This window comes from Sphingobacterium sp. B29 (assembly GCF_001952815.1).
GTDB lineage: Bacteria > Bacteroidota > Bacteroidia > Sphingobacteriales > Sphingobacteriaceae > Sphingobacterium > Sphingobacterium siyangense.
Window position 1 is genome coordinate 4368007 of sequence record NZ_CP019158.1, and the last position, 22829, is coordinate 4390835.

A 22829-nucleotide genomic window follows, 5' to 3' on the forward strand; every position below is an offset into this window, starting at 1 on the left:
GTCCTTAATGGACGGAACTGGAAGACAATTTCTTATGAAACATTCATATTTCATGCTGCACCTCGCTGTGCTGTGCCTGGGACTATCTGGCGTATTTGGAAAACTGATTTCACTTAACGAGGGGATACTCACATGGTACCGTGTATTTTTAGCTGCCGTTATCCTATTTTTTATTCTAAAATGGTATAAAATACCTACAGATTTTACGTTCAAAGAGAAACTGCATATTGCAAAAAATGGGCTACTATTGACAGCATCCTGGCTATTATTCTATGCTAGCATCAAATATTCAAACATTTCCATCGGCGTGATCTGCTACTGTATGGCAAGTTTTTTCACCGCTATTTTTGCACCGATGATCAATAAAACGAAATTCAGATTGTCTGAACTTCTGTTGAGTGGACTTACGTTGTGTGGGATAGCACTGATATTTCACTTCGATACCTCACACCAGCTTGGCATAGTCTTAGGGATAATTTCTCCGGCTTTTGCCTCACTCTATGCGGTTCACAATGAAAAATTGACCAAAAAGTACAATGCAATATGCATTAACTATTATCAAATGATCGGTGGAACAATAGGGCTGGCATGTCTACTTCCTTTTTACATTCAGCACTATCCAATCAGCACTTTTATTCCCAATGCCCTGGATATTTTCTATCTGATCATCCTATCTTTATGTTGCACTGTGGGAGTCTATCTCGCATTTACAGAAATCTTAAAGAAGATATCAGCATTTACATTGAACTTAAGCTTAAATCTTGAGCCAGTATATGCTATTTTGATTGCTTTTTTACTTCTTAATGAAGCAAGAGAATTAAACCTATCCTTCTATGTTGGACTGTTTTTGGTTGTTTCATCTGTGTTATTGCAGTATTGGATCAGCAGTAAAAAGAGCGCTTAACAACCTCCATTCATTTCCCAGTCCAACGAAGATTGGGAAATGAATATTGTTTCCTCCTTTTGCCAAGCAGGTAGCCCCGATAAACAGGTAGCCCCGAAAAAACATGTTGAAAAGAAAAATGTGTGTCATTTTCAACAAAGCCTTATATTTATGAGACGGTTCGGGTTTTAATTCCAAAACCGGCACAACCGGTCAAGCAATTTATTATATATACATTAAATAGATAGTTCCGTTATGAGCAATAGCAGTACAGAAAACAAATTTGTCAACCAGCAGATCCAATACCTTGAGTTTGTATCAAGCGACCTTGAACGTGCCAAAGCATTCTACTCAACGAGTTTCGGTTGGGAGTTTACGGATTATGGGCCAGCATATACGGCTTTTGGCGGAAAATATGTTGATGGTGGTTTTACACTTGGTGACCCCATAAATGGCAGTATTCTCGTCGTTATCTATGCCGACGATCTGCAGGCTACGCGTGATCAGATTATCCGTGCTGGCGGGACTATATTAAAAGATATTTTTAGCTTTCCCGGAGGAAAAAGATTTCAGTTCCAGGATCCTGACGGATATGAATTGGCCGTATGGACTGTTGAATAATAGTTGAATACAGTATATACTCAAATACAAAGCCCCCATATTTTTCTCATATGGGGGCTTTGTATTTTAAGATCAGGCTCTTTTAGCTTTCTGATAGTTTTTATTTTTATTCCTATTGAAACGCTTCTTCTTATGCTGTGGATTCTTTTTGGCAGGATTGTAAGTAGGTCCCGCTTCAAACCCCTCTGGCAATGGAAGTTGTTCAATCGGATAACCTATTAAATTCTCAATCTGAGCGAAACGGTTTTGGTCTTTCTCATTGACAAAGGTAATGGCTGTTCCTGTAGTTGCTGCCCGCGCAGTACGTCCAATACGGTGTACGTAATCTTCCGGATCCGGTGGAACATCGTAATTAACGACCAAACTGATCCCCACCACATCGATACCGCGAGATATCACATCTGTCCCCACCAGTACCCGCACCTGACGAGACCGAAATCTGGCCATGATATCTTCCCGTTTCGACTGCTCGAGATCCGAATGGAAACCCTCCGCATCAATCCCCTGCTTCTGTAATTCCTGAGCGAGAAGTTTGACTGTAGTTTTTTGGGATGCAAAAATAATAACAGATACATAGTTGGGATCCTTCAGTATATTCTTTAGAAGCTCCATTTTCTGTTGATCATAGGCAAGATATACACGTTGATCTATCCCTTCCGAAGGTTTAGAAATGGCAATATTGACTTCCACAGGCTCTTGCAGAATTTTTCGGGCAAAAGACCTGATCTTCATCGGCATCGTCGCCGAAAACAAAAGCATCTGCTTTTTCTTCGGTAGATAACTTACAATACGTAAGATATCGTCTTGAAATCCCATATCCAGCATACTATCGGCTTCATCCAAAACAAAGTGCCTTAAATGAGAGAGATCAATCTTCATGGAGGTAAGATGGCTTATCAACCTTCCCGGCGTAGCAACAATAATATTTACCCCCTCTCGTATGGCCCGTTTTTGCTGTTCATACCCCATACCATCACCACCACCATAAATGGCTATGGATGTTGCACCCGTATAATAAGACATGCCCATAATCTGCTGGTCAATTTGCATAGCAAGTTCCCGGGTCGGAACAAGGATAATAGCGAGGATAGATTCCCTTGAATTCCGTGCTATTGCATCGAGGATCGGCAACATATAAGCTGCTGTTTTACCTGTACCTGTCTGTGCACAGGCAATCATATCTTTTCCCTCTTTAATAATCGGGATGGTCTGTTCTTGGATCGGCGTAGCCTCCTCAAACATCATACTTTCTAAACCTTCTTCCAAAGCTGGAACAAAGCCAAATTCATCAAATCTCAACGTATTGTTTTTATTGTTGTGCCCTAAATTACTAAATCTAATTCATAAAAGTCTAAAATTAATACCTATAGCTCGTTATCCGCTTTCAAATAGATGTCCAGATAGGAATAATCCATGAGAGAATCAGTAATTAATTTGACCAAAAACAACTGTCCTACACATTCCCGTAAGCCAAGCATACGACTGCTATCTATTCAAAATCTAATCAATAACCGCTGTTTTCTTTGCGGCTGACACTGCGCTCAAAACAACATAGCCTAGCAAGCCAGCGCATAAAGAAGCGATCAGAACCGCGAACTTTGCTTCTTCAATCAGCATGCTATCATCAAAAGATAGTATCGAGATGAAGATCGACATCGTGAAACCGATTCCCCCCAACAAACCTACACCAAAAATCTGTTTCCAGCCAGCCCCTTCCGGTAATTGCGCAATCTTCAATTTTTTAGCAATAAAACAGATCAAAAATATCCCAATTGATTTACCAGCGATTAGGCCAAGGATAATACCGATCCCCAATTTTGAAGTCAAACCACCAATCATTTCCCCATGGATTGGAATAAGCGTATTCGCAAATGCAAACAAAGGAATGATAATGAAATTGACAGGTTTGGTCAATAGATGCTCAAGTTTTTCCAAGGGAGATTCTTCCGCATCCGGTGTTGTCGGCAGCGTCATGGCCACCAGCACGCCAGCTATTGTTGCATGAATACCCGAGTGGTGAACAAAGTACCAAATAAATAGTCCCGGAATCAGGTAAGCCCATATCGCTTTAACGCCCAATTTATTTAACACGATCAAAAACAGAAATATACCTAAAGCAATAAATAAATAGGTCGCATGAATACCATTGCTATAAAAGATCGCAATAACCAATATGGCAAGTAGGTCGTCAACAATCGCTAGCGCAGCCAAAAAGATCTTAAGACTGGCAGGTACCTTATTTCCCAGAAGCGTGATAACCGCTAAAGCAAATGCAATATCCGTTGCCATAGGGATTCCCCAGCCGTTTGCAGTATCGGTTCCCTGATTTAATGCAAAATAAATGATGGCAGGCAAAAGCGCCCCACCAACCGCAGCCAAAATGGGCAGAATTGCTTTACTTGGCGATGAGAGTTCACCCTCTACAATTTCACGTTTTATCTCGAGGCCCACCAGTAAAAAGAAAATCGCCATCAAACCATCGTTGAGCCACAACAACCAGGAATATTTTAAATGAATATGACCGCTCTCAAAACCTACTTCCCGGTTCAGAAATTCCATTACACTGGCATACAATGATGTATTTGCTACGATCAATGCCAGAATAACACAGGAAAAAAGTATAATTCCGCCAGCAAAGCTGGATTTTAAGAACTCTCTAAAGACAGTTAAATTGATAAGTTTTGACATGATTTGAATATCTAAAAACGCTTACAAAGGTTCACAAGATACGATTTTTAGGACCATTTACCGAATTCCCTAAACAATATCCGGAGCTATATCCAATGTAAAAAAGCTGAATTAGCTGTGTTTTATTAGTGGTAAAAGAACCAAAAAGCGAATAAAAAGACAAAAGCTCTTCTGCTATCCTTTTATTTTTCGAACCTAACGAATCAAATGTGAGAAACAGAGGTTATACCTTAAAATTTCATAAAAATCTAACTTATTTTTTACCGAATTAATTTGACTTTGTTGCAAAAAATACTTAGCTTGCTACTATAGTTAATAAACCGTTTATTATGTGCAAGAAGTGGATTTTCATGGTGCTTCTTTTCGTAGCAAATTTTACATATGCGCAGACGACAGAGGATAAAACCCAACATTCAGGTTCCCATTACATTATTTTAGCAATCATCGCTATCATTGTCATTGTTTATATATTATACAGGAGGCAAAAGAGGAAATTTAATGAATAAGGGAGATCAGTAGATCTCCCTTATTCATTAAATTTCCTTCCACATCCCCTTCACTTCCCATCAAACTTTCAATGAATCAACATATTAATCACGAATCGGTTCATTCGTTTGTGCTAATCGTTGCGACCCCGTATTTGCCGGACAGGCAATATCATCTGTTGCATCGTATACAAGCTTCTTACCATTCAATTTTGTAATCAATTCTTGAGGGACATACACCTGAACTTTGGTAACCGCATAACCACTTGGATAATAACGAACATAATAACCATCAGGATGAAGCGTCCAAATACCACTTGGCACGTCCGTACGAGGCTCAGCCATACCAGCTAAGATCGCATATTGTTCAAAATCAGCGTACGAATAGTTTCCTGAGGAAACGAGCTGCCGAATATTATTTTCTGCTTCAAAGATTGTCTGTACTGCCGGTGGCATTTGGTCTTTTGCCTTTTGGACAACGTCAAATGGCAAAACGCCGAGTGCACCACCTTCCAAATGTAAAATTTGTTCAGCTGTAAGCAATTTTAAAGCTGTTTCTTTCACCGGACCCGAATAATCAATAAATTTTGTCTTCGCAATGATCGTCCACAATAGCATCTGTATGTCTGATTGTGCAACTTCAGGGTGCTTTTCAGCGCTTTTCAAAATTGCAATGACCACGTCTCTCTTCTTGCCCAATGTAGGTGCATACATATATCCATCACCTTTCGAAGGCGCATAGGTACCCGCTTTCAAGCAATAGCTCTTATTGGTCATTTCAAAATGTCCAGCCTCCAATAAGTAACCATCATTGCCATTCTTTTGCAAATTTTCTAAAGGTTTATAAACAGCCGTATTTTGAAAATCGGGCATTTGCTCCCCCTTCCTATTTACATCTTCAAAACTTGTACTAATCGCTTCGGGCTCTTTTAAAAGTTTATCCAGCCCAAGTACCTTGCTTCCCTTGGAAGCAACGGCTTTGCTTGCCTTATCCAATAGCCCTCCAAATTGAGCCGAGGCTCCTTGGATATTAAATAAAAAAGCAACTGCAAGTATAACGACACCCGTTATTCTATTTCTTTTCATAATTGATTTCATTTCAGCTCTTGTCCACAAAAAAGAAGCCAATTTAAATCACCAGCACAATATTTATAATTTATTAATTCATAATTTGCACACATTGCTGGATTTCACGCTTCATTTCAAAGATCCTCTCCATCCATTGAAATTTCAGAGCATACAGGTTTGCCAAAGAAGCTAAAAACAGTGGATTTCCCCAACATTGCTCTCCTCAATTTCTCTAGAAACTGATCACCGCAAATAGTTAAAAATACAATATTAAAACGTATCTTTGCAGCATGATTAATGTGTCAAATCTCTCCCTTCGTTTTGGTAAACGTGTACTATTCGAAGATGTCAATCTAAAATTCACACCTGGAAACTGTTACGGTATTATTGGCGCTAATGGAGCAGGTAAATCTACTTTCTTAAAAATTATCTCAGGGGAAGTTGATCCTTCGACAGGTTCAGTGGCATTCACGCCAGGCGAACGCATGTCGGTTTTAAGTCAGGATCACTATGCTTTCGATGAGTTTACTGTTCTTGAAACCGTCATGATGGGTAACCAAGAGCTTTACAAAATCATGAAAGAGAAAGATGCCATTTACATGAAAGAGGATTTCTCTGATGCCGACGGCGAACGCGCCGGCGAACTGGAAAGTCTTTTTGCTGAAATGGATGGATGGAATGCCGAATCTAATGCCGCAACTTTATTGAGCAGTTTGGGCATTAAAGAAGAACTACATTATAAGTTAGTTTCTGAAATTGACGGTAACCAAAAAGTCCGCGTACTCTTAGCGCAAGCATTATTTGGCAAACCAGATATTTTGATTCTCGATGAGCCTACCAATGATTTGGATATTAATACCATCGCATGGTTAGAGGATTTTTTAGCAAGTTACGAGGCAATCGTCTTAGTTGTATCCCACGACCGTCACTTCCTGGATGCTGTATGTACGCATACGGTGGATATTGATTTTGGTAAGATGACAATCTATACGGGTAACTACTCGTTCTGGTACGAATCTTCTCAATTAGCGTTAAAGCAACGTTCTGATCAAAACAAGAAAATGGAAGATAAAGTAAAAGAACTTCAGGAGTTTATCCGTCGCTTCTCTGCCAACGCTTCCAAATCCAAACAAGCTACTTCTCGTAAGAAAGCATTGGATAAGATTAATATTGACGAGATTAAACCGTCCAACCGTAAATATCCTGCCATCATGTTCAATACCATGAATCGTGAACCAGGAGATCAAACGCTACAAGTTGAAGGCTTAAGCAAAACGGTCAATGGCGAGGTATTCTTTAAGGATATTACCTTTATGATTAATAAAGGCGATAAAATCGCTGTTCTAGGTCCAAATTCATTGGTAACCACAGCATTTTATGATATTATAACTGGTAGAGACACCGATTTCGGTGGCGAATTCAAATGGGGCGTTACCATCACTCCTGCCGATATGCCGATTGAAAATGCCGCATTCTTCGAAGGAAAAAATGAGAATTTAGTGGACTGGTTGAGAAACTATACGACTAACCCGGAGGCGGACGAACAATTTATACGCGGATTTCTAGGGAAAATGTTGTTCTCTGGTGAAGAAGTTATGAAGAAAGTATCTGTGCTTTCAGGAGGAGAAAAAATGCGTTGTATGTTTTCTCGTATGATGCTTCAAGGCGCCAACTTCCTCATCTTTGATGAACCAACCAACCACTTGGATTTGGAATCTATCACTGCATTGAACAATGGAATGTCTGATTTTAAAGGATCAATGTTGTTCACATCCCGTGACCACGAATTGACTGAAACTGTTGCAAATAGAATCATCGAATTGACTCCGAAAGGTATCATCGACAAATTGATGACTTACGATGAATACATTAATAGCGATGTGGTGAAAGCACAACGTGAAGAAATGTATAAATAAGATAATTTATCCCAATTTAATAAAGGCTCCATAATTCATTTTATGGGGCTTTTTTGATGTGCAACAAAAAAGCACTGAGGGGTTCAGTGCTAATCGCGATTGATATGAAAGAATTGAGAAAGTTTTACTTTACTGAACCGAAGGTTTGACAACACGCCAACCTAATTGTAAGGACACCGCACAATGGTCGGATAAATCCTGTCCCTTTTCGTTTTGAAAAAGCTTTTTTTGAACCTGATAATTCTTTGCCTCAAATAGCAAATGATGGTTATTGCGATAGTAAATTTTATCAATACCTTCGCAATCCTCTGTCAGCTCCAATGCTGTTTTCGCTTCAAAATTCACTTTATGCCCAGGAATATTACCTTTGTTGCGTAAACTTACCCATGCATCTACCAAACCTAAGTCCTTCTGAAAAGAACCGATGTTATCCAGCTCGTAAGCGTAATGTGCATTAAAGTCGCCCATAATCAAAAGTGGTCTGTCAGCCGAATACTTTTTAATATAGGCTTTTAGCTGATTTATATTCTTCTGCCGGGCAGTCGTTGCATTCGGATCGTCCTGAGCAGTCGCATGTACATTATAAACATCAATAAATACCTCTTTGGCCAATTGAATTCGAGCATAAGAAAAGCCTTTAGGAGTCAGACAATCTGCACCATTGCAATCAGTCCAGCCTACCCGCTCAAACTCAACAATAGGATATTTTGAAAGTGTACTCAGCCCGTCCCCAAAAGGTACCCCACCCATATTTGCCGTTCGGTAACTATGCTTATTTTCGCTGTAGAGGAACTTGTTGTAGTTAAAATCTTCCTGTACATTGACAATATCAAATCCATTGATCCGATTGCCGATCGACGTAATACTGGAAGACCGCTCGGTTACAGCACTGGAAATCCATTCAGGAAGGCCAGCTATATTGTACGTTAACAAATTTAGCTTTCCGTAAGTCGCTTCCGGCATAGCTGCATACACAGCATTACTGAGCTTTGGCTGTTGTCTTGGCCTCAACTTAAAACCCAACATAACACCGGCAGACGCACAAATAAATAGGATGACAATCTTTCGAAAACCCTTAGGTCTAATTTTTTTTTCGAACAATAGATCTAATAGCATGGACTGAATATTTCGTTCACTCCAAAGCTACTGCGCCAACATTAGCTCTATTATCATATTCAATTAATTCTATTTTTAATAATTATGCACAAATTATTAAAAACTAATAATTTATAAACACTATAATGACAAAAGGTTAATACCTGCATAGCATAGGAGTTACAGCTTTCAGCTATTTTTATACAACCCCTAATAAGAATAAAATGAGAAAGGTAGCCTTCTTTACAGAGATACTCGTCGAGGATTTCGACGGTGCATCACGGACAATGTTTCAGCTAATAAACCGTATAGACCAGCAGAAATTCAACTATTTTTTTTATTTATGGTGGCGGCCCTACGCAATTCCGCAATTTTCATTCTTACAAGGTGCCCACATTCAAAATACCGGTTAACGACGATTATTGTCTCGCTATTCCACAGCTTATTAAAAAGAAACTTGAGCTCGCCTTAGATAAATTTGCTCCCGACATGATCCACATTGCTACGCCTTCCCTTTTAGGTTTTTTTGCATTAAATTATGCCAAACGGAAAGGTATTCCTGTCCTTACGATCTATCATACACACTTCATTTCATACATTGCCTATTACTTCAAAAACATACTACCCTTGGTCAAGCCAACTGAACAATGGATGAAAAAAGCAATGAATAACTTTTATAACAAATGTGATATTGTCTATGTACCCACCAAATCTATTCTAAACGAATTACAGCAGATCGGCTTACAACAAGAAGGATTAAAACTGTGGCAAAGAGGAATAGACACAGCCTTGTTTAATCCCAATAAAAAGAATCTATCTCAGCTGCAGACTATCACAAAGAATGACAAACCAACAATCCTCTTTGTCAGTCGTATCGTCTGGGAAAAAAATATTAAAACGCTTATTGAAATCTATCAACAGATACAGGCTCAGAATCTTGACTATAATTTCATTGTGGTCGGTGAAGGAACAGCCAAAATAATTGCAATGCAAGAGATGCCCAATGCCATTTTCTTAGGAAAGAAAAGCCATGATGAGCTTGCAATTCTATATGCTTCGGCAGATGCCTTTGTTTTTCCGTCGGTCTCAGAAACGTACGGAAATGTCGTTGTCGAAGCATTGGCATCTGGACTTCCTTGTGTTATCGCCGATGGTGGGGGTTCGGCTTCCTTGATTCAGCATGGGAAAAATGGATTTAAGTGCCAACCTGAAAATGCAGCTGGATATGTTTACTACCTCAAAAAAATTCTCTCTGACGTGAGCTTAAAAAAGAATCTCATCAATGAAGGTCTATCCTATGTCGGACAACTGGATTGGAATAGACTATCTGGGTGCTATTTTGATGACATTGAACTATTGATTGACAAAACACAGGAAGTCGATTTGGCATGGGCAAACTAACAAACCCAAGCCAACTCATCAAAGGTATTTTTCTATTTTTGATTCTGGCGTCCATCACTGTCTTTTTAGCGAAAAGCGACTTAAATGCCTTGAAAAAAGAGCTCTCCTCAGTTGGTTATCGCTTCATAGTTATTTTGTTTACGACTTTCGCGGCTTATTTTGTAGGCACATTAGCTTGGTGGATATGCTTGGGCTCCGCAAAAAAGAAGGTCAATCTGATCGAACTCTTTGCCATCCGTCAAATCGGGGAAACCATTGGACTATTCAACCCTACAAGCATTATAGGTGGTGATTTATTAAAGGCACAATTGATAACCCGTTATGACATTCCCTTAAAAGAAGGATTGAACTCAGTTGCAATATCCCGTATTACCGCCGTACTTTCTCAATTGACACTCTTTTTGATTGCTATGCTTTGGTTGGTATTTTCTCCTTTAAAAAATGAAATTATACGCTACGCCGGCCCGGTAATATATATGATCAGTCTATTTTTGTTCCTTTTGATGATCCTGATACTTTATTGGTTAATGGTTGCAAAAAGTCCCTCGCAAACCAAGGCTTCAACAGCGACACTTTTTGGAAAAGCAAAAGCGCATTTTCAGTCACTACTTTGGAACGTAAAAGACTTTTATCGGCATCAAAATAAGGTTTTTTGGTATTCTTACTTACTTTTTGCACTACATTGGATTATTGGCAGCCTTGAATTCTATTATATTCTAAAATTTTTGGGTGTTGCAGTACAACCAATACATGGTTTAATAGTAGATATGAGTGTCATTGTGCTGAAAAGCATCGGTGCTTTTATTCCAGGGCAACTGGGTATTGAAGAAATCGCCAATAGGCTCCTACTCCATTTGATCGGTATTACTGGGGGTAGTATTTGGCTCAGTGCATCATTATTACGTCGCGGCCGACAGCTCACCTGGGTAGCGTTGGGTTTTATATTTTATCTATGCATCAAAAGGAAACCAGTACATGTATCCATCTGAAATAGAAATACTATTTGTCAGCCACAAATATCCCCCAAGTGTTGGCGGTATGGAAAAACAAAGCTTTGAACTGATCAATACTGCGGCTCTTTACTTGAAGGTACACACCTTAGTCTATGACAACAAGGAACCTCTTTTAGCCTTCTTCTTTCAACTGAATCGCCGAATTCTCGCCAAAATTAACGATAACCCCGGCATCAAGGTTATTCACTTTAATGATGGATTAATTGCATCTTTAGCCTCTTTTCACAAAGGATACCCCCATTTAAAACGTGTTGCCACGCTTCACGGACTGGATATCGTATTTCCCTTTCGCTATTTTCAACGTAAGATCATACCGCGGTTTAATACATTTGATCAGCTTATTGCGGTTAGCCAAGCTACCGCCGACGCCGCCCAGTTACGTGGTATCGATCCATCCAAAATTATTGTTATACCCAACGGTGTAGATCCGATAAACCACTCCACTGAAAACAATGAACCAGCCTGCGAAAGCAAGCCCTATTTTATCACTTTGGGACGCCCTGTTAAACGGAAGGGCTTTTCGTGGTTGATGAAACATGTCATTCCCGCTATTCAGGGTGATTTCAAATTACTGATGGTCGGTCCATTCGATCACGAACCTACATGGAAAGAACGCCTATTGCAGCTTATACCCAAAAAGATAAATCATTTAATCACCTTATTCCTCGGATTTCCGACCGATCAGAGGGAGATCAGAAAATTACTGAAAGCGTACCCCGAAAAAATTGAGCATCTTGGAAAAGTCCCATTCGAACAACTGCAAAGCCTCTTGGCCAACGCACAGGCCTTCTTAATGCCCAATATTGAAGTGCCCGGAGATATGGAAGGCTTTGGGCTCGTCTGTTTGGAGGCTTCCACAGCAGGCACCATTGTTGTGGCCGCCGAATTAGAAGGAATTACAAGCGCCGTGACACATCATTGCAATGGCCTGCTCCTGGCAAGCAAAAACCAAAATGCATGGATCGAACAACTTCAAGCCATTTTAGCAAATCCAGTCCATTATAAAAGCCTGAGCCTACAATTTAAACAAAATACCCTAAAACAATATAGCTGGGATATTATGGCCAGATCCTATTGTCAATCATTTGCAGACTTAATTACAGCAGCAGACCAATAATTGACCGTAACACTTCATAAATTTGACCGCATCTATCATTCAGAGGGAATGGCTCTCCAGAAAGCAATTTTCAACATCTTTCAAGACGCAAAATTTTTTTATAGTGACCTGCTAACGTTTTATAAGAAATCAATTGAATCAAAGCGAAACATCCTACCAAAACAAGCCCCAATGGTGAATAAAAAGTTAGACTGATATACAGTAGTAATAAGAATAGCCGAAGCATCTCAAGTGGAAAAACCCAGTCTTCATGTTCTAGAAGCCCCCCAATACAAATGACGCTACAGAGAATAAATCCTCCGCCAATAAGGAGTTGTATGAGTTGCTGATAATTACCATAAAGCAAAAAAAAGAAAAGCAAGAGCATCGTCAGCATGGACTGAAAAAAGATATAGCGGCTTAACACCTGTGCATGAACTTGTGGCCTTGCTCCTGCAAATATGCGCTCTTCCAGTTCTTCTCGAATTTCAGGCTGTATATCGTCAGGCCTACCGAATATAGTCCGCATTTTGTTTTTAAATCCTTCGGCCCGCTTAAATGATAAACCAATTTCAAATAAATAATGAAAATGCTGCCATAGAAAAGTGTAGCGATGAATGGGTTTTGTGAGTCCATAAACACAAGGTTCTTCTTTTTGCTCCGGGATAAATGTTCCGAATAGCTTGTCCCAAATAATCAGGATATCTCCATAATTTTTATCCAAATAGATTTCATTGCTGCTATGATGCACCCGGTGGTGAGATGGCGTTACAAATACGCGCTCCAAAATCCCCAAATTTCCTACCGTCTGCGTATGGGAGAAAAATGGATATACGCCATGGATCAACAAAATAGTGGTCATCATAAAGGGAGGGAATCCCAAAAGAGGAATAAAAGCCCAAAATAACGAACGGAAAACGGCTTGAAATATGGTGATCCGGGCTGCTACGGTAAAGTTATAATCTTCACTTTGGTGATGTACAACATGAGCTGCCCACAACAAGTTTATTTCATGGCTATAGCGATGATACCAATACCAGAGAAAATCTGTAAATAGAAAAAGTATAACCCAGGTCCAAACATTCGCTTCAATGTGAAATATCGCAAAGTTTTGATACACCCAAACGAAAAAAAAAGTAAAATAAACTAACAGAAAACATATCACACATACGCTCGACGATACCAACATTGAGATTTGAGATCGATTCATCAAAAGAATAAAAACGTTTCTGTTTTTTGAGGCTATACCAATATTCCAACACCATCAAGATTAAAAATAAGGGAATGATAAACGCCAAAAAATTAAGTTTTTCTGTATACATGCAGTCGCTATTTTGAAGACAAAAAATCTACCTTAATCGCAATTCAACAAGAACCGTCTTTTCTGATGCCAAAAGATCAATTCTTCCAAACTCTTTATTATTAAACAATCAATTTTAAATCAGGTTTTTCAATGGACAAAAATGTATGCTTTCTAACGCCCCTACAATAACAAACGCCAACTCAAAAAGAAACGCCAACTCAACGTGATTTTCTACCACAAAAGAACGTGCACAAAAAAAGTCCTCAAAAAGTTAAACACTTTTGAGGACTTCTGATTGAACGATAAATTATTCTTCACTGATGGTGCACTATAATAACAGCGCAGCAGACGAATCCAATATTAATGTACACTGGACATATCGATCTGTGTTTTCCCCTGTTTGATCATCAATACAAAAGGGACACAAATCAGAAAGACAACCCCGAGGTACAGGAACACATCCATGTAAGATAGCACTGTTGCTTGTTTCATCACACTCAAGTCCAATATTTGATGCGCTTTGGCCAAAGCCTCATTAGGTGAAAAACCTTTCGCCTGAAAACTCATTTGCAATTGCTGCACCCTTTGTTGCACATCAAACTTACTTGGATCTAAATTAGCTACCAGATCAACACGGTGTTTTTGGCTATCACGGGCGATAAATGTCGTAATCAAAGCAATTCCAAATGAACCACCCAATTGACGCATCATCCCTGTAAAAGCAGCTCCTTCACCGATTGACTTACCATGTAATGTTGATAAAGACAGTGTCATAACAGGCACAAACAACAATCCTAGGCCAACTCCGCGGAGAATCAATGGCCAAAACATATGCTCCGAACCTGTATCGTTTGTCATGAGGCTATACATCCAAAAACAAAAGCCAAAAAAGATACATAGCCCTAAAGCAACCATATACTTCTGAGGAACACCATTTTGGATCATCTTACCGATAAAAGGCATCATGATACCGGTCATAATCGAACTCGGTAACAAGAGCAAACCCGCATCTGTTGCCGTCCATCCCAATATCGACTGCGTATAGATTGGAATAATAAACGTCGATCCGAACAAGCCAAAACCAAGAATAAAGCTCATCACCACACCCACCTGTAAATTCTTATCCTTCAATACACGCAGATTAACAATCGGTTTATCGTACACCAACTCCCGCCATATAAAAAACAGCAATCCAAAGACAGACAAAATCGATAAACCTAAAATCAAAGGATCGTCAAACCAGTCATCCTGTTGTCCGTGTTCCAATACAAACTGAAGTGAACCAATAAACATGATCAAAAATATCATACCGAACCAATCCACTTCCTTAGCAGACTGCTTTTGACTGTATTTAGGACTGCGTACAAAAGATAAGGTCAACAAGGTCGCAATAATGCCAAGCGGCACATTGATATAAAATATATAAGGCCAAGAGAAGTTATCGATGATGTACCCACCCAACGGTGGCCCTAATGTAGGACCAACAATAACACCCATCCCGTAGATAGCTTGGGCCATACTACGTTTTTCTTTGGGATAACTTTCCGTGATAATAGTCTGGGCTGTAACCAGTAAGGCTCCCCCACCCATCCCTTGTATAAAGCGAAATGCAACAAGCTCCCACATATTGGTTGCATTACCGCATAAAAATGAAGATACTGTGAATATGATAATAGAAGCCGCAAAGTAATTTCTACGCCCAAACTGTTGGGACAACCAGCTTGTCATCGGAATCACAATGACGTTAGCGATTGCGTAAGCCGTAATCACCCATGCGACATCCGTCAGCGTCGCCCCCAGTGAACCTTTCATATCGTTCAGGGCCACATTGACAATCGTTGTATCTACAATTTCCAACAGCGCACAAAGCACCGCTGTAATCGTGATTACAACGCGACGAAAACCATATTCAACCAGACTATCTTGTTGATTTAAATTTTCCATAGTTATTTAACATGCACATCTACGTCAGCATTCATCCCCGGTCTGAGCAAAGCCACATTTTCTGCTTTATTGTCTTTTGTCAATTTGATCTTTACGGGTAAACGCTGAACCGTCTTTACAAAGTTACCCGTTGCATTATCTGGAGGCAATAAAGAGAAACGTGAACCAGTGGCTGGCGAGAAAGAGTTTACCTCTCCTTCAAACTCAATAGCAGGATAAGCATCCACTTTAATACCGACTTTTTGTCCAGGTTTTATTTTTTCCAATTGCGTCTCCTTAAAGTTAGCAACGACCCAAGTTTCAATATTATCTACAATGTAGAACAACGATTGACCTGGATTGACCATCTGCCCTGGTTGTACCTTGATATTCGATACCTGACCATCCACAGAAGCAAGTACTGCAGTATAAGAAAGGTTCAATTTAGCCGCTTCAAGTTGCGCATTCGCTCTTTTTATATTTGCCTCAGCAACAGAAGTTTGCTTTGAAGCTACTGTAGTCTTACTCACGATTGCATTACGTTGTGAAGCACTGGCGTTACGTTGTTGTTGCAAAATTTCAACCTGCTTGTCAGCTTCCAGTTTCGCTGTCAATGCCTGCTCATACTGTTGTTTCGTAATTGACTGATTGTTGTATAAGTTTTGGTAGCGGATATAATCATTATTCGCTTGCTTAGCACGAATGCGTGCTGCATCGATGCTACCCAAATTAGATTGGATCGTTGCATCCGAAATAGCTACATTCGCCGAAGATGCAGATACATCTGCCTTTGAAACATCAAAGCTACTTTGAGCTGCTGCCAAGGCTGCTAGCGCTTCATCCACACGAACCTGATAATCTTGGCTCTCAATGGTGAACAACGTATCCCCTTTTTTAACCAAATCATTATCTTTTACGTACACTTTCGAGATAAACCCACCAACGCGTGGAATGATCGGACTCATGTTTTTCTCTACCTGCGCATCGTCTGTCGTTTCATGCGCCTGACCATGCATATATTTATAAGCACCATAGGCTCCTCCGAAGATGACCAATGCTGCCAAAATAATTGTGAATTTTTTATTTGTACCTTTCTTTTCAGGTGCGTTTTCTACTGTATTTTCCATGTCTAGATTAATTGCTATTTAATGTTTAAAGACCCATTTGCTAACAGCAGGTCGTAATATTTTTCAATGGTATTTGCTTTGCTGATCGCAAGATTGATCTTGCTTTGAAGCTGCTGTACGTCGGCCGTTAACAAATCGTCCGTATCCGCGATACCATTATCGTACTTATCTTTTGTAATACGATAATTTTCAACTGCCTGATCCACCGCCTGATGGTAAACCACATCCTGCTTTTGTGCCAGCATATAGTTTTCATTGGCCTGTTGAACCTGAACTTTCACCTTATCATTTAATAATTCAATGTGCTCATCAATTTCTTTTATACGATTTTTCGCAACATTCACTTCTCTTTTGTTTTTATAAAGTGAACCGATGTCGTAGGATACACCTACACCCACCATGGCCGCATTTGTTACAGTAACCACTTTTTGCAAACCAAAAGCATTGTAACCTGCCGTTGCAGAAACCTGTGGCAATGTGGATGCTTTTGTTACCTTCAACTGGTCTTCTGCAACCAAACGTTGAGACTCCAAAGATTTCACATCAGAACGCGAGGTTTTCGCAGCGTCATAAGATGCTTTTAACCCCAAATCAACACCGTTCACCTCAGCAAGATTGATCTGATCCAACTGTGTATCCTCATCAATTTTCAAAAAATTAGCCAATTGATAGTTCAGCACCTTGATATTTTTCTGCGCCTCCTGAAGCGAAACCTGATAATTTGAAAGCTGCAATTCTGCTTTTAACAGGTCGTTACGCGCGATCAAACCATTGTCCAACATCGCTTTAAAATCCGAAACACGCTGCTCCGACTGTTTGATATTTTCAGCAATCAACAAGTTGGTTTGCTGAGCCTTATAAAGACTTAAATAAAGATTCACTGCACGTATAGCCAGTTGTTCTTTACTTGCTACAGCGTTGTATTCCTCAGCTTTTAATGCATCTTTTGCAATATCAATACCGCCTTTAATACGTCCACCTGTATAGATTGGCATACTCACCGAAGCCTGTCCTAACCACAATTGGTTTGCAGCAATATCCGGAGCAGATCCCCCCTCACCTAAAGCCAACTTTAAATTCACATTTGGAGTAGTCATAGCCATGTATTGTCCACTCAATTTTGCATCAGGAAGCTGTTTCGATTTGGCCGTTTCAACTTCGAGCTGTCTCCCCAGTACTTTGGTATCGGTAGACTTTGCTTCCACGCTTTGATTTGCGGCCAAGTGAATTATCTCTTCCAAAGTCATGTGCTTGTTGTCTTGCGCCAACAGACCCATAGGACTTAAAAGCAATAAAGCACTCAAATTGGCCAACTTATTTTTCATATGTCAATAAAGCTTTAATTGTTTTCTGTATAAATTCTGTTAAAGTTGTTTCTATATAATTTGCATAGTCCTCATCGTTATCGATATGCAACTGATCCTGTAAAAAACAATGATTCATCTGAAAATTCATAAATACGCCCATCATCATGGAGTGGATCAAGATGGGATCATACCCCGCTTTGAATACACCCTGTTCTACCCCTGCATTGATAACAGACGATATCACTTCAAGATTGTGCAGCTTGAGTTTGCGAAAAGCCTCCGAGATCAGCATGCGTTGTTTTAACGAACTTTCAATGGTGATGATATGATACAGTTTACGATGCGAGTTCATGGACTTAAACGATTTATCCACCATAGCGTCAATTTTATCCAACGCATTATCGACAAGCGCCAACTCATCCACGTTGATCATAAAATCAGGAACACGCCATTCAAAAAACGTATCCAGTAGCTTGTCCTTTGATCCAAAATAATAGTTGATCATCGCAACATTTACATTCGCCTCATTGGCGATATCACGAACGGAAGTCCCATCAAATCCTTTTGTTGCAAAAAGACGCTCTGCTGCAAGCAGAATATCAATCTGTTTCTCGTTAAATTCCATTTTAAACCTCGATCTTTTAAAGATACAATCGCATATTCATAGCGATTATAAAATACGTTCTCGCTAAATGCGCGACAAAGTTAAACAAACGTTTAATTTAAACAAGTGTTTAATTATTAAATTTGTGTAAAAAAAAACACCATTTCTGGTGTTCTTGCTTTTGGATGGGATTAGTTAAGTATCCGATAGATCATTTCTTTTAAAATCTCTTCACTATTGAAATTGCTCGGCACATTGACACCTTTGGATTTTAAATCAGTCTCCTTCAACACATTGAGCACATCGAAAGTTTTCCGCCGGTTGTAATTTCTTGCAGCAAGCTCGTATTCTTTCAGAAAGAAAGGATGTACCCCTAATTCTTTTGCTGCGACCGATTTGTCGATCAGATAATGGTATTTGAGAATCTTCGTGAAGTAAGTGGCAATTTGTCCAATGACCATTACCAGCGGATTATTTTTGGGGTTGGCCACAAAATAATCAACGATCTGATAAGCCTTTAGGGCATTACGTTTAGCCAATGCAGTATTTAATTCAAAAACATTATAATCTTTGGAGATACCAATATTTCGTTCAACATCTTCCATGCTGATCTCTTGACTCTTTGGAACATTAAGCATCAGCTTGTCAAGTTCATTAGACACTTTGGACAGATCATTCCCGAGATAGTCCGCAATCATCATCGTCGCTTGCGGATGAATGCGCCAGCCGGCGTCTTTCACATACGCTCCGATCCAAGGGCCCACCTTATCGTCGTATAGTTTGGCTGCATCAACAACTAGCCCTTTTTTTTCAAAGACTTTATAGATCTTTTTGCGTTTGTCAAATTTCCCATGTTTAAAACAAAACACAAGAATGGTTGTCGGTGTAAGATGTTCCAGGTATTTAGTCAACAGTTCTTCCGTATCCGATTTCCATTTTAGCTCCTGTGCCTCCTTGATAATAATCACCTGATAATCACTCAACATGGGATACCGTTTTGCTGCATTGACAACGGTAGACATATCAATATCTTTTCCGTAGAAAATCGATTGATCAAAGCCCTTCTGCGCATCATTCAATACGGTTGCTTCCAAAGCGTCGGCAATGGTATCAATGAAATAACTCTCCTCCCCTTGCAATAAATACACTGGTTTAAAAGACCTGTTCTTAATATCGGATAAGATCGGATTGATGTTCATATATATAGTCTATTTATTCGTCCGCAATAGATCAGTTGCCCAAATTTCTTTCCGGTATCCAAGCTATCTACGAAGGCTAAAATACCCCATGTCACCACATATCAAAATGTCTGTCGAGTTCGACCATGGGCATTTTATGCGAAGCAAAATTACGATTTTAATGGCAATTCAACCGAGTAAACTCCGTAAAATTACGCTTTTATAATTGACTCCTGCACCGCGATTACATTAAACTATTGATTTAATGCCATGAACATTCAGCAACATAGCTTTCACCATCTCGTTAAGTAATCGCATCATAAATACAGACCTCGGGTTTCATCAACCTAAAAAATCAGACTAGTCAAAAAAACACCATATTTCAGACTTCACGAATTTATTTCTTTTGCTAAAATTTTAGTATATTTGTGTATGTTTTCACCGACTCCACTGAACTTACCGCCATTTAAAGCTAAAATATCCAAAAAGAACAATGCGATTTACATCTTTGATGAGCTCAGAAAAAAGGACTTGGTATTAACGCCAGAGGAATGGGTTAGACAACATTGGATCAATTATTTGTCGCTCATGAAAAATTACCCCAAATCACTGATGCATATTGAAGGCGGATTGAAATTAAATAACCTTCAGAAACGAAGTGATTTATTGATTTACAACAGTAGCGGGCATAAGGTCGTGTTAGCCGAGTTTAAAGCGCCACATATAAAAATCACACAACAAGTATTTGAGCAAATTGCAAATTATAATACGGTTCACCGTATCCCATACCTGTTAGTGAGCAATGGCATGAATCATTACTATTGTAAAATTGATTTTATCAACGCGTCTTACGAATTTTTGGAAGACCTCCCCAACTACAACGAAATTGACTAAGGAGCTATGCATGAAATAGATAAAGAATTAATCCGGAGATACAGTGTCCCCCAAGTCTTGAAAGGGGATCACCGAAAAAATGTAAAGTAGATGTAAAACATCTTTTCAATTTATTTGATTTTTAAAATATAGTTTTATATTAGTCCTACAGAATAGAAAAAATAAAAAGATGAATATAGATAAAAACGAATTCAGAAAATATGCAGTAAAGCATCACCGTATTGGAAGCCAACATGTTGATAGCTTCATTGCTCGTACAGAGACAAGCATTCCGACAAACCTTACACCTTACATCGTTGAAGAACGTCAATTGAACGTTGCTCAGATGGATGTGTTTTCGCGTTTGATGATGGACCGTATCATATTTTTAGGCAGCGGTATTGATGATCAGGTAGCCAACATTATTCAGGCACAGCTCTTGTTCCTACAATCTACCGATGCACAACGTGATATCCAAATCTACATCAATTCACCAGGTGGCAGCGTATACGCTGGACTAGGAATTTATGATACCATGCAATATATCACACCAGATGTAGCGACGATCTGTACAGGTATTGCTGCGTCTATGGGAGCTGTTCTTTTAGTTGCTGGTGCAAAAGGCAAACGTGCAGCCTTACGTCACTCACGCGTCATGATTCACCAACCTTCCGGTGGTGCACAAGGAGTTGCCGCCGATATGGAAATCAACTTACGTGAGATGATGAAATTGAAAGAAGAATTATACACCATTATTTCAGATCATTCTGGACAAACTTACGAATGGGTAGAAAAATCTTCAGATCGCGATTACTGGATGAGAGCCAATGAAGCCAAAGAATTCGGTATGATTGACGAGATTTTACTTCCTAAGAAGGAGATTATTAAATAACAATGGCAAAGAATAACGATAGAGACATTCACTGTTCGTTTTGTGGCATAAGCAAAAATGAGGCCCAGATGCTTATTGCAGGCAACGGAGCACACATCTGTGACAGATGTATCCAGCAGGCAGGCGAAATCTTGGCCGAAGAATTAAAACAACGAAAAAGTAAAACTTTACAGACTGCTTTAAAGTTGATCCGTCCTTTGGAGATTAAAACTCACCTGGATCAATATGTAATCGGTCAGGATGATGCGAAAAAAGTAATTTCAGTAGCAGTTTATAATCACTATAAACGTTTAAATCAGAAAGTGGATAAAGACGAGATTGAAATCGAAAAATCCAATTTGATTATCGTTGGTGAAACAGGTACAGGTAAAACCTTGCTGGCAAAAACTGTTGCCAAGATACTCAACGTCCCCTTCTGTATTGTGGATGCAACTGTATTGACAGAAGCAGGGTATGTAGGGGAAGACGTAGAAAGTATATTAACACGTTTATTGCAAGCAGCAGATTATGATGTAGCCTCTGCAGAACGCGGTATTATCTATATCGATGAGATTGATAAAATCGCACGTAAAAGCGACAATCCGTCTATTACAAGAGATGTATCGGGTGAAGGTGTGCAGCAAGCTTTATTGAAGATTCTGGAAGGTACGATTGTAAACGTTCCACCTCAAGGCGGCCGTAAACACCCGGATCAAAAAATGATCGCAGTCAATACAAGTAATATTCTATTTATCTGTGGTGGTGCGTTCGACGGTATTCAAAAGAAAATTGCAAACCGTCTGCGCACGCAAACAGTAGGTTATAAAATGAACGAAGACGAAGAGGAAATTGACTTGAACAATCTGTACAAGTATATTACACCTCAAGACTTGAAGAACTTTGGTTTAATTCCAGAGTTAATTGGCCGTCTTCCTGTATTGACTTACTTAAATCCATTGGATAAGGAAACTTTACTGAGCATTTTGACTGAACCAAAAAATGCATTGGTAAAACAATATAAGAAGTTGTTTGAATACGAAGGTATCGAACTAAAATTTGATCCTGACGTATATACGTTTATTGTTGATAAAGCTGACGAATTTAAACTTGGAGCCCGTGGCCTCCGCAGTATCTGCGAAGCCATTATGCTGGATGCCATGTTTGAGATTCCGTCAACAAAAGAGCAAACGGGACAGAAAGCCTTAGAAATTACCTTGGACTATGCGAAGAAAAAATTCGAAAAGTCCGATTTAAAAAAGCTTAAAGTCGCTTAAAAAAATCCCGTTCGCTGAACGGGATTTTTTTTTAGAAAAGAATTAAAAATCTTATATTACAATAATAACATAGCCATAACGGAATGTTGACAGGAAGATAAGA

Annotated in this window: 19 protein-coding genes; 9 read left to right on the forward strand and 10 right to left on the reverse strand. The window is 39.4% G+C overall.

The window, feature by feature from the left end; genetic code table 11:
* Positions 1-34 precede the first annotated feature (34 nt).
* Both BV902_RS18785 and BV902_RS18790 read left to right on the forward strand, forming a co-directional pair.
* Positions 35-904 carry a DMT family transporter gene (locus BV902_RS18785; protein WP_075994868.1) on the forward strand — a complete coding sequence of 290 codons (870 nt, stop codon included), beginning with the start codon at positions 35-37 and terminating at the stop codon, positions 902-904.
* Positions 905-1138: 234 nt separating this feature from the next.
* Positions 1139-1504, forward strand: coding sequence for a VOC family protein (locus tag BV902_RS18790; RefSeq protein WP_075993258.1), 366 nt, complete (start codon positions 1139-1141; stop codon positions 1502-1504).
* A gap of 72 nt (positions 1505-1576) precedes the next feature.
* Here the strand turns inward: BV902_RS18790 and BV902_RS18795 are convergent, their stop codons facing one another.
* The 3 genes from BV902_RS18795 to BV902_RS18805 form a co-directional block, all read right to left on the reverse strand.
* Positions 1577-2803 carry a DEAD/DEAH box helicase gene (locus tag BV902_RS18795; RefSeq protein ID WP_075993259.1) on the reverse strand — a complete coding sequence of 409 codons (1227 nt, stop codon included), beginning with the start codon at positions 2801-2803 and terminating at the stop codon, positions 1577-1579.
* Positions 2804-3004: 201 nt separating this feature from the next.
* On the reverse strand, positions 3005-4192 hold the full coding sequence (gene nhaA, locus BV902_RS18800; protein ID WP_075993260.1) for a Na+/H+ antiporter NhaA: 1188 nt from the start codon (positions 4190-4192) through the stop codon (positions 3005-3007).
* Positions 4193-4782: 590 nt separating this feature from the next.
* Positions 4783-5763, reverse strand: a complete 981-nt coding sequence (locus tag BV902_RS18805; protein ID WP_157626140.1) for a hypothetical protein — start codon at positions 5761-5763, stop codon at positions 4783-4785.
* 272 nt (positions 5764-6035) lie between these two features.
* On the opposite strand from BV902_RS18805, the gene BV902_RS18810 reads away from it, so the two are divergent.
* Positions 6036-7661 carry an ABC-F family ATP-binding cassette domain-containing protein gene (locus BV902_RS18810; protein WP_075993261.1) on the forward strand — a complete coding sequence of 542 codons (1626 nt, stop codon included), beginning with the start codon at positions 6036-6038 and terminating at the stop codon, positions 7659-7661.
* A gap of 129 nt (positions 7662-7790) precedes the next feature.
* Here BV902_RS18810 and BV902_RS18815 read toward each other — a convergent pair whose 3' ends face one another.
* Positions 7791-8777, reverse strand: coding sequence for an endonuclease/exonuclease/phosphatase family protein (locus tag BV902_RS18815; protein WP_075993262.1), 987 nt, complete (start codon positions 8775-8777; stop codon positions 7791-7793).
* Between the two features lie 366 nt (positions 8778-9143).
* On the opposite strand from BV902_RS18815, the gene BV902_RS18820 reads away from it, so the two are divergent.
* The 3 genes from BV902_RS18820 to BV902_RS18830 are packed head-to-tail and all read left to right on the forward strand — an operon-like array spanning position 9144 to position 12287.
* Positions 9144-10157, forward strand: coding sequence for a glycosyltransferase family 4 protein (locus BV902_RS18820; RefSeq protein WP_237241718.1), 1014 nt, complete (start codon positions 9144-9146; stop codon positions 10155-10157).
* Entirely contained in the window at positions 10145-11146 is a 1002-nt protein-coding gene (locus tag BV902_RS18825) for a lysylphosphatidylglycerol synthase transmembrane domain-containing protein (protein ID WP_075993263.1), read from the forward strand. Before BV902_RS18820 ends, BV902_RS18825 begins: the two co-directional genes overlap by 13 nt.
* A gap of 49 nt (positions 11147-11195) precedes the next feature.
* Positions 11196-12287 (forward strand): glycosyltransferase family 4 protein, encoded by a 1092-nt coding sequence (locus BV902_RS18830; RefSeq protein ID WP_237241719.1) that lies wholly within the window; start codon positions 11196-11198, stop codon positions 12285-12287.
* A 70-nt stretch (positions 12288-12357) separates the two neighbouring features.
* On the opposite strand, the gene BV902_RS18835 is transcribed toward BV902_RS18830, so the two are convergent.
* From BV902_RS18835 to holA, 6 genes are all read right to left on the reverse strand, one after another.
* Entirely contained in the window at positions 12358-13386 is a 1029-nt protein-coding gene (locus tag BV902_RS18835; RefSeq protein ID WP_172840708.1) for a sterol desaturase family protein, read from the reverse strand.
* A gap of 543 nt (positions 13387-13929) precedes the next feature.
* Positions 13930-15513 (reverse strand): MDR family MFS transporter, encoded by a 1584-nt coding sequence (locus BV902_RS18840; RefSeq protein WP_075993264.1) that lies wholly within the window; start codon positions 15511-15513, stop codon positions 13930-13932.
* 2 nt (positions 15514-15515) lie between these two features.
* Positions 15516-16619 carry an HlyD family secretion protein gene (locus tag BV902_RS18845; RefSeq protein ID WP_075993265.1) on the reverse strand — a complete coding sequence of 368 codons (1104 nt, stop codon included), beginning with the start codon at positions 16617-16619 and terminating at the stop codon, positions 15516-15518.
* A gap of 14 nt (positions 16620-16633) precedes the next feature.
* Complete coding sequence (locus BV902_RS18850; protein WP_075993266.1) at positions 16634-17944, reverse strand: TolC family protein; 1311 nt, start codon at positions 17942-17944, stop codon at positions 16634-16636.
* Complete coding sequence (locus tag BV902_RS18855; protein ID WP_075993267.1) at positions 17934-18551, reverse strand: TetR/AcrR family transcriptional regulator; 618 nt, start codon at positions 18549-18551, stop codon at positions 17934-17936. Before BV902_RS18855 ends, BV902_RS18850 begins: the two co-directional genes overlap by 11 nt.
* Positions 18552-18721: 170 nt before the next feature.
* Positions 18722-19729, reverse strand: a complete 1008-nt coding sequence (gene holA / locus BV902_RS18860) for a DNA polymerase III subunit delta (RefSeq protein ID WP_075993268.1) — start codon at positions 19727-19729, stop codon at positions 18722-18724.
* Between the two features lie 411 nt (positions 19730-20140).
* Between holA and BV902_RS18865 the strand changes: the two genes are divergently transcribed.
* From BV902_RS18865 to clpX, 3 genes are all read left to right on the forward strand, one after another.
* Positions 20141-20602: a type I restriction enzyme HsdR N-terminal domain-containing protein gene (locus BV902_RS18865; protein ID WP_075993269.1), complete on the forward strand. Its 462-nt coding sequence runs from the start codon at positions 20141-20143 to the stop codon at positions 20600-20602.
* Positions 20603-20771: 169 nt separating this feature from the next.
* Positions 20772-21473, forward strand: coding sequence for an ATP-dependent Clp endopeptidase proteolytic subunit ClpP (clpP, locus tag BV902_RS18870; RefSeq protein WP_046674530.1), 702 nt, complete (start codon positions 20772-20774; stop codon positions 21471-21473).
* Positions 21474-21475: 2 nt separating this feature from the next.
* Positions 21476-22726, forward strand: coding sequence for an ATP-dependent Clp protease ATP-binding subunit ClpX (gene clpX / locus BV902_RS18875; RefSeq protein ID WP_075993270.1), 1251 nt, complete (start codon positions 21476-21478; stop codon positions 22724-22726).
* The last annotated feature ends 103 nt before the right edge of the window (positions 22727-22829 follow it).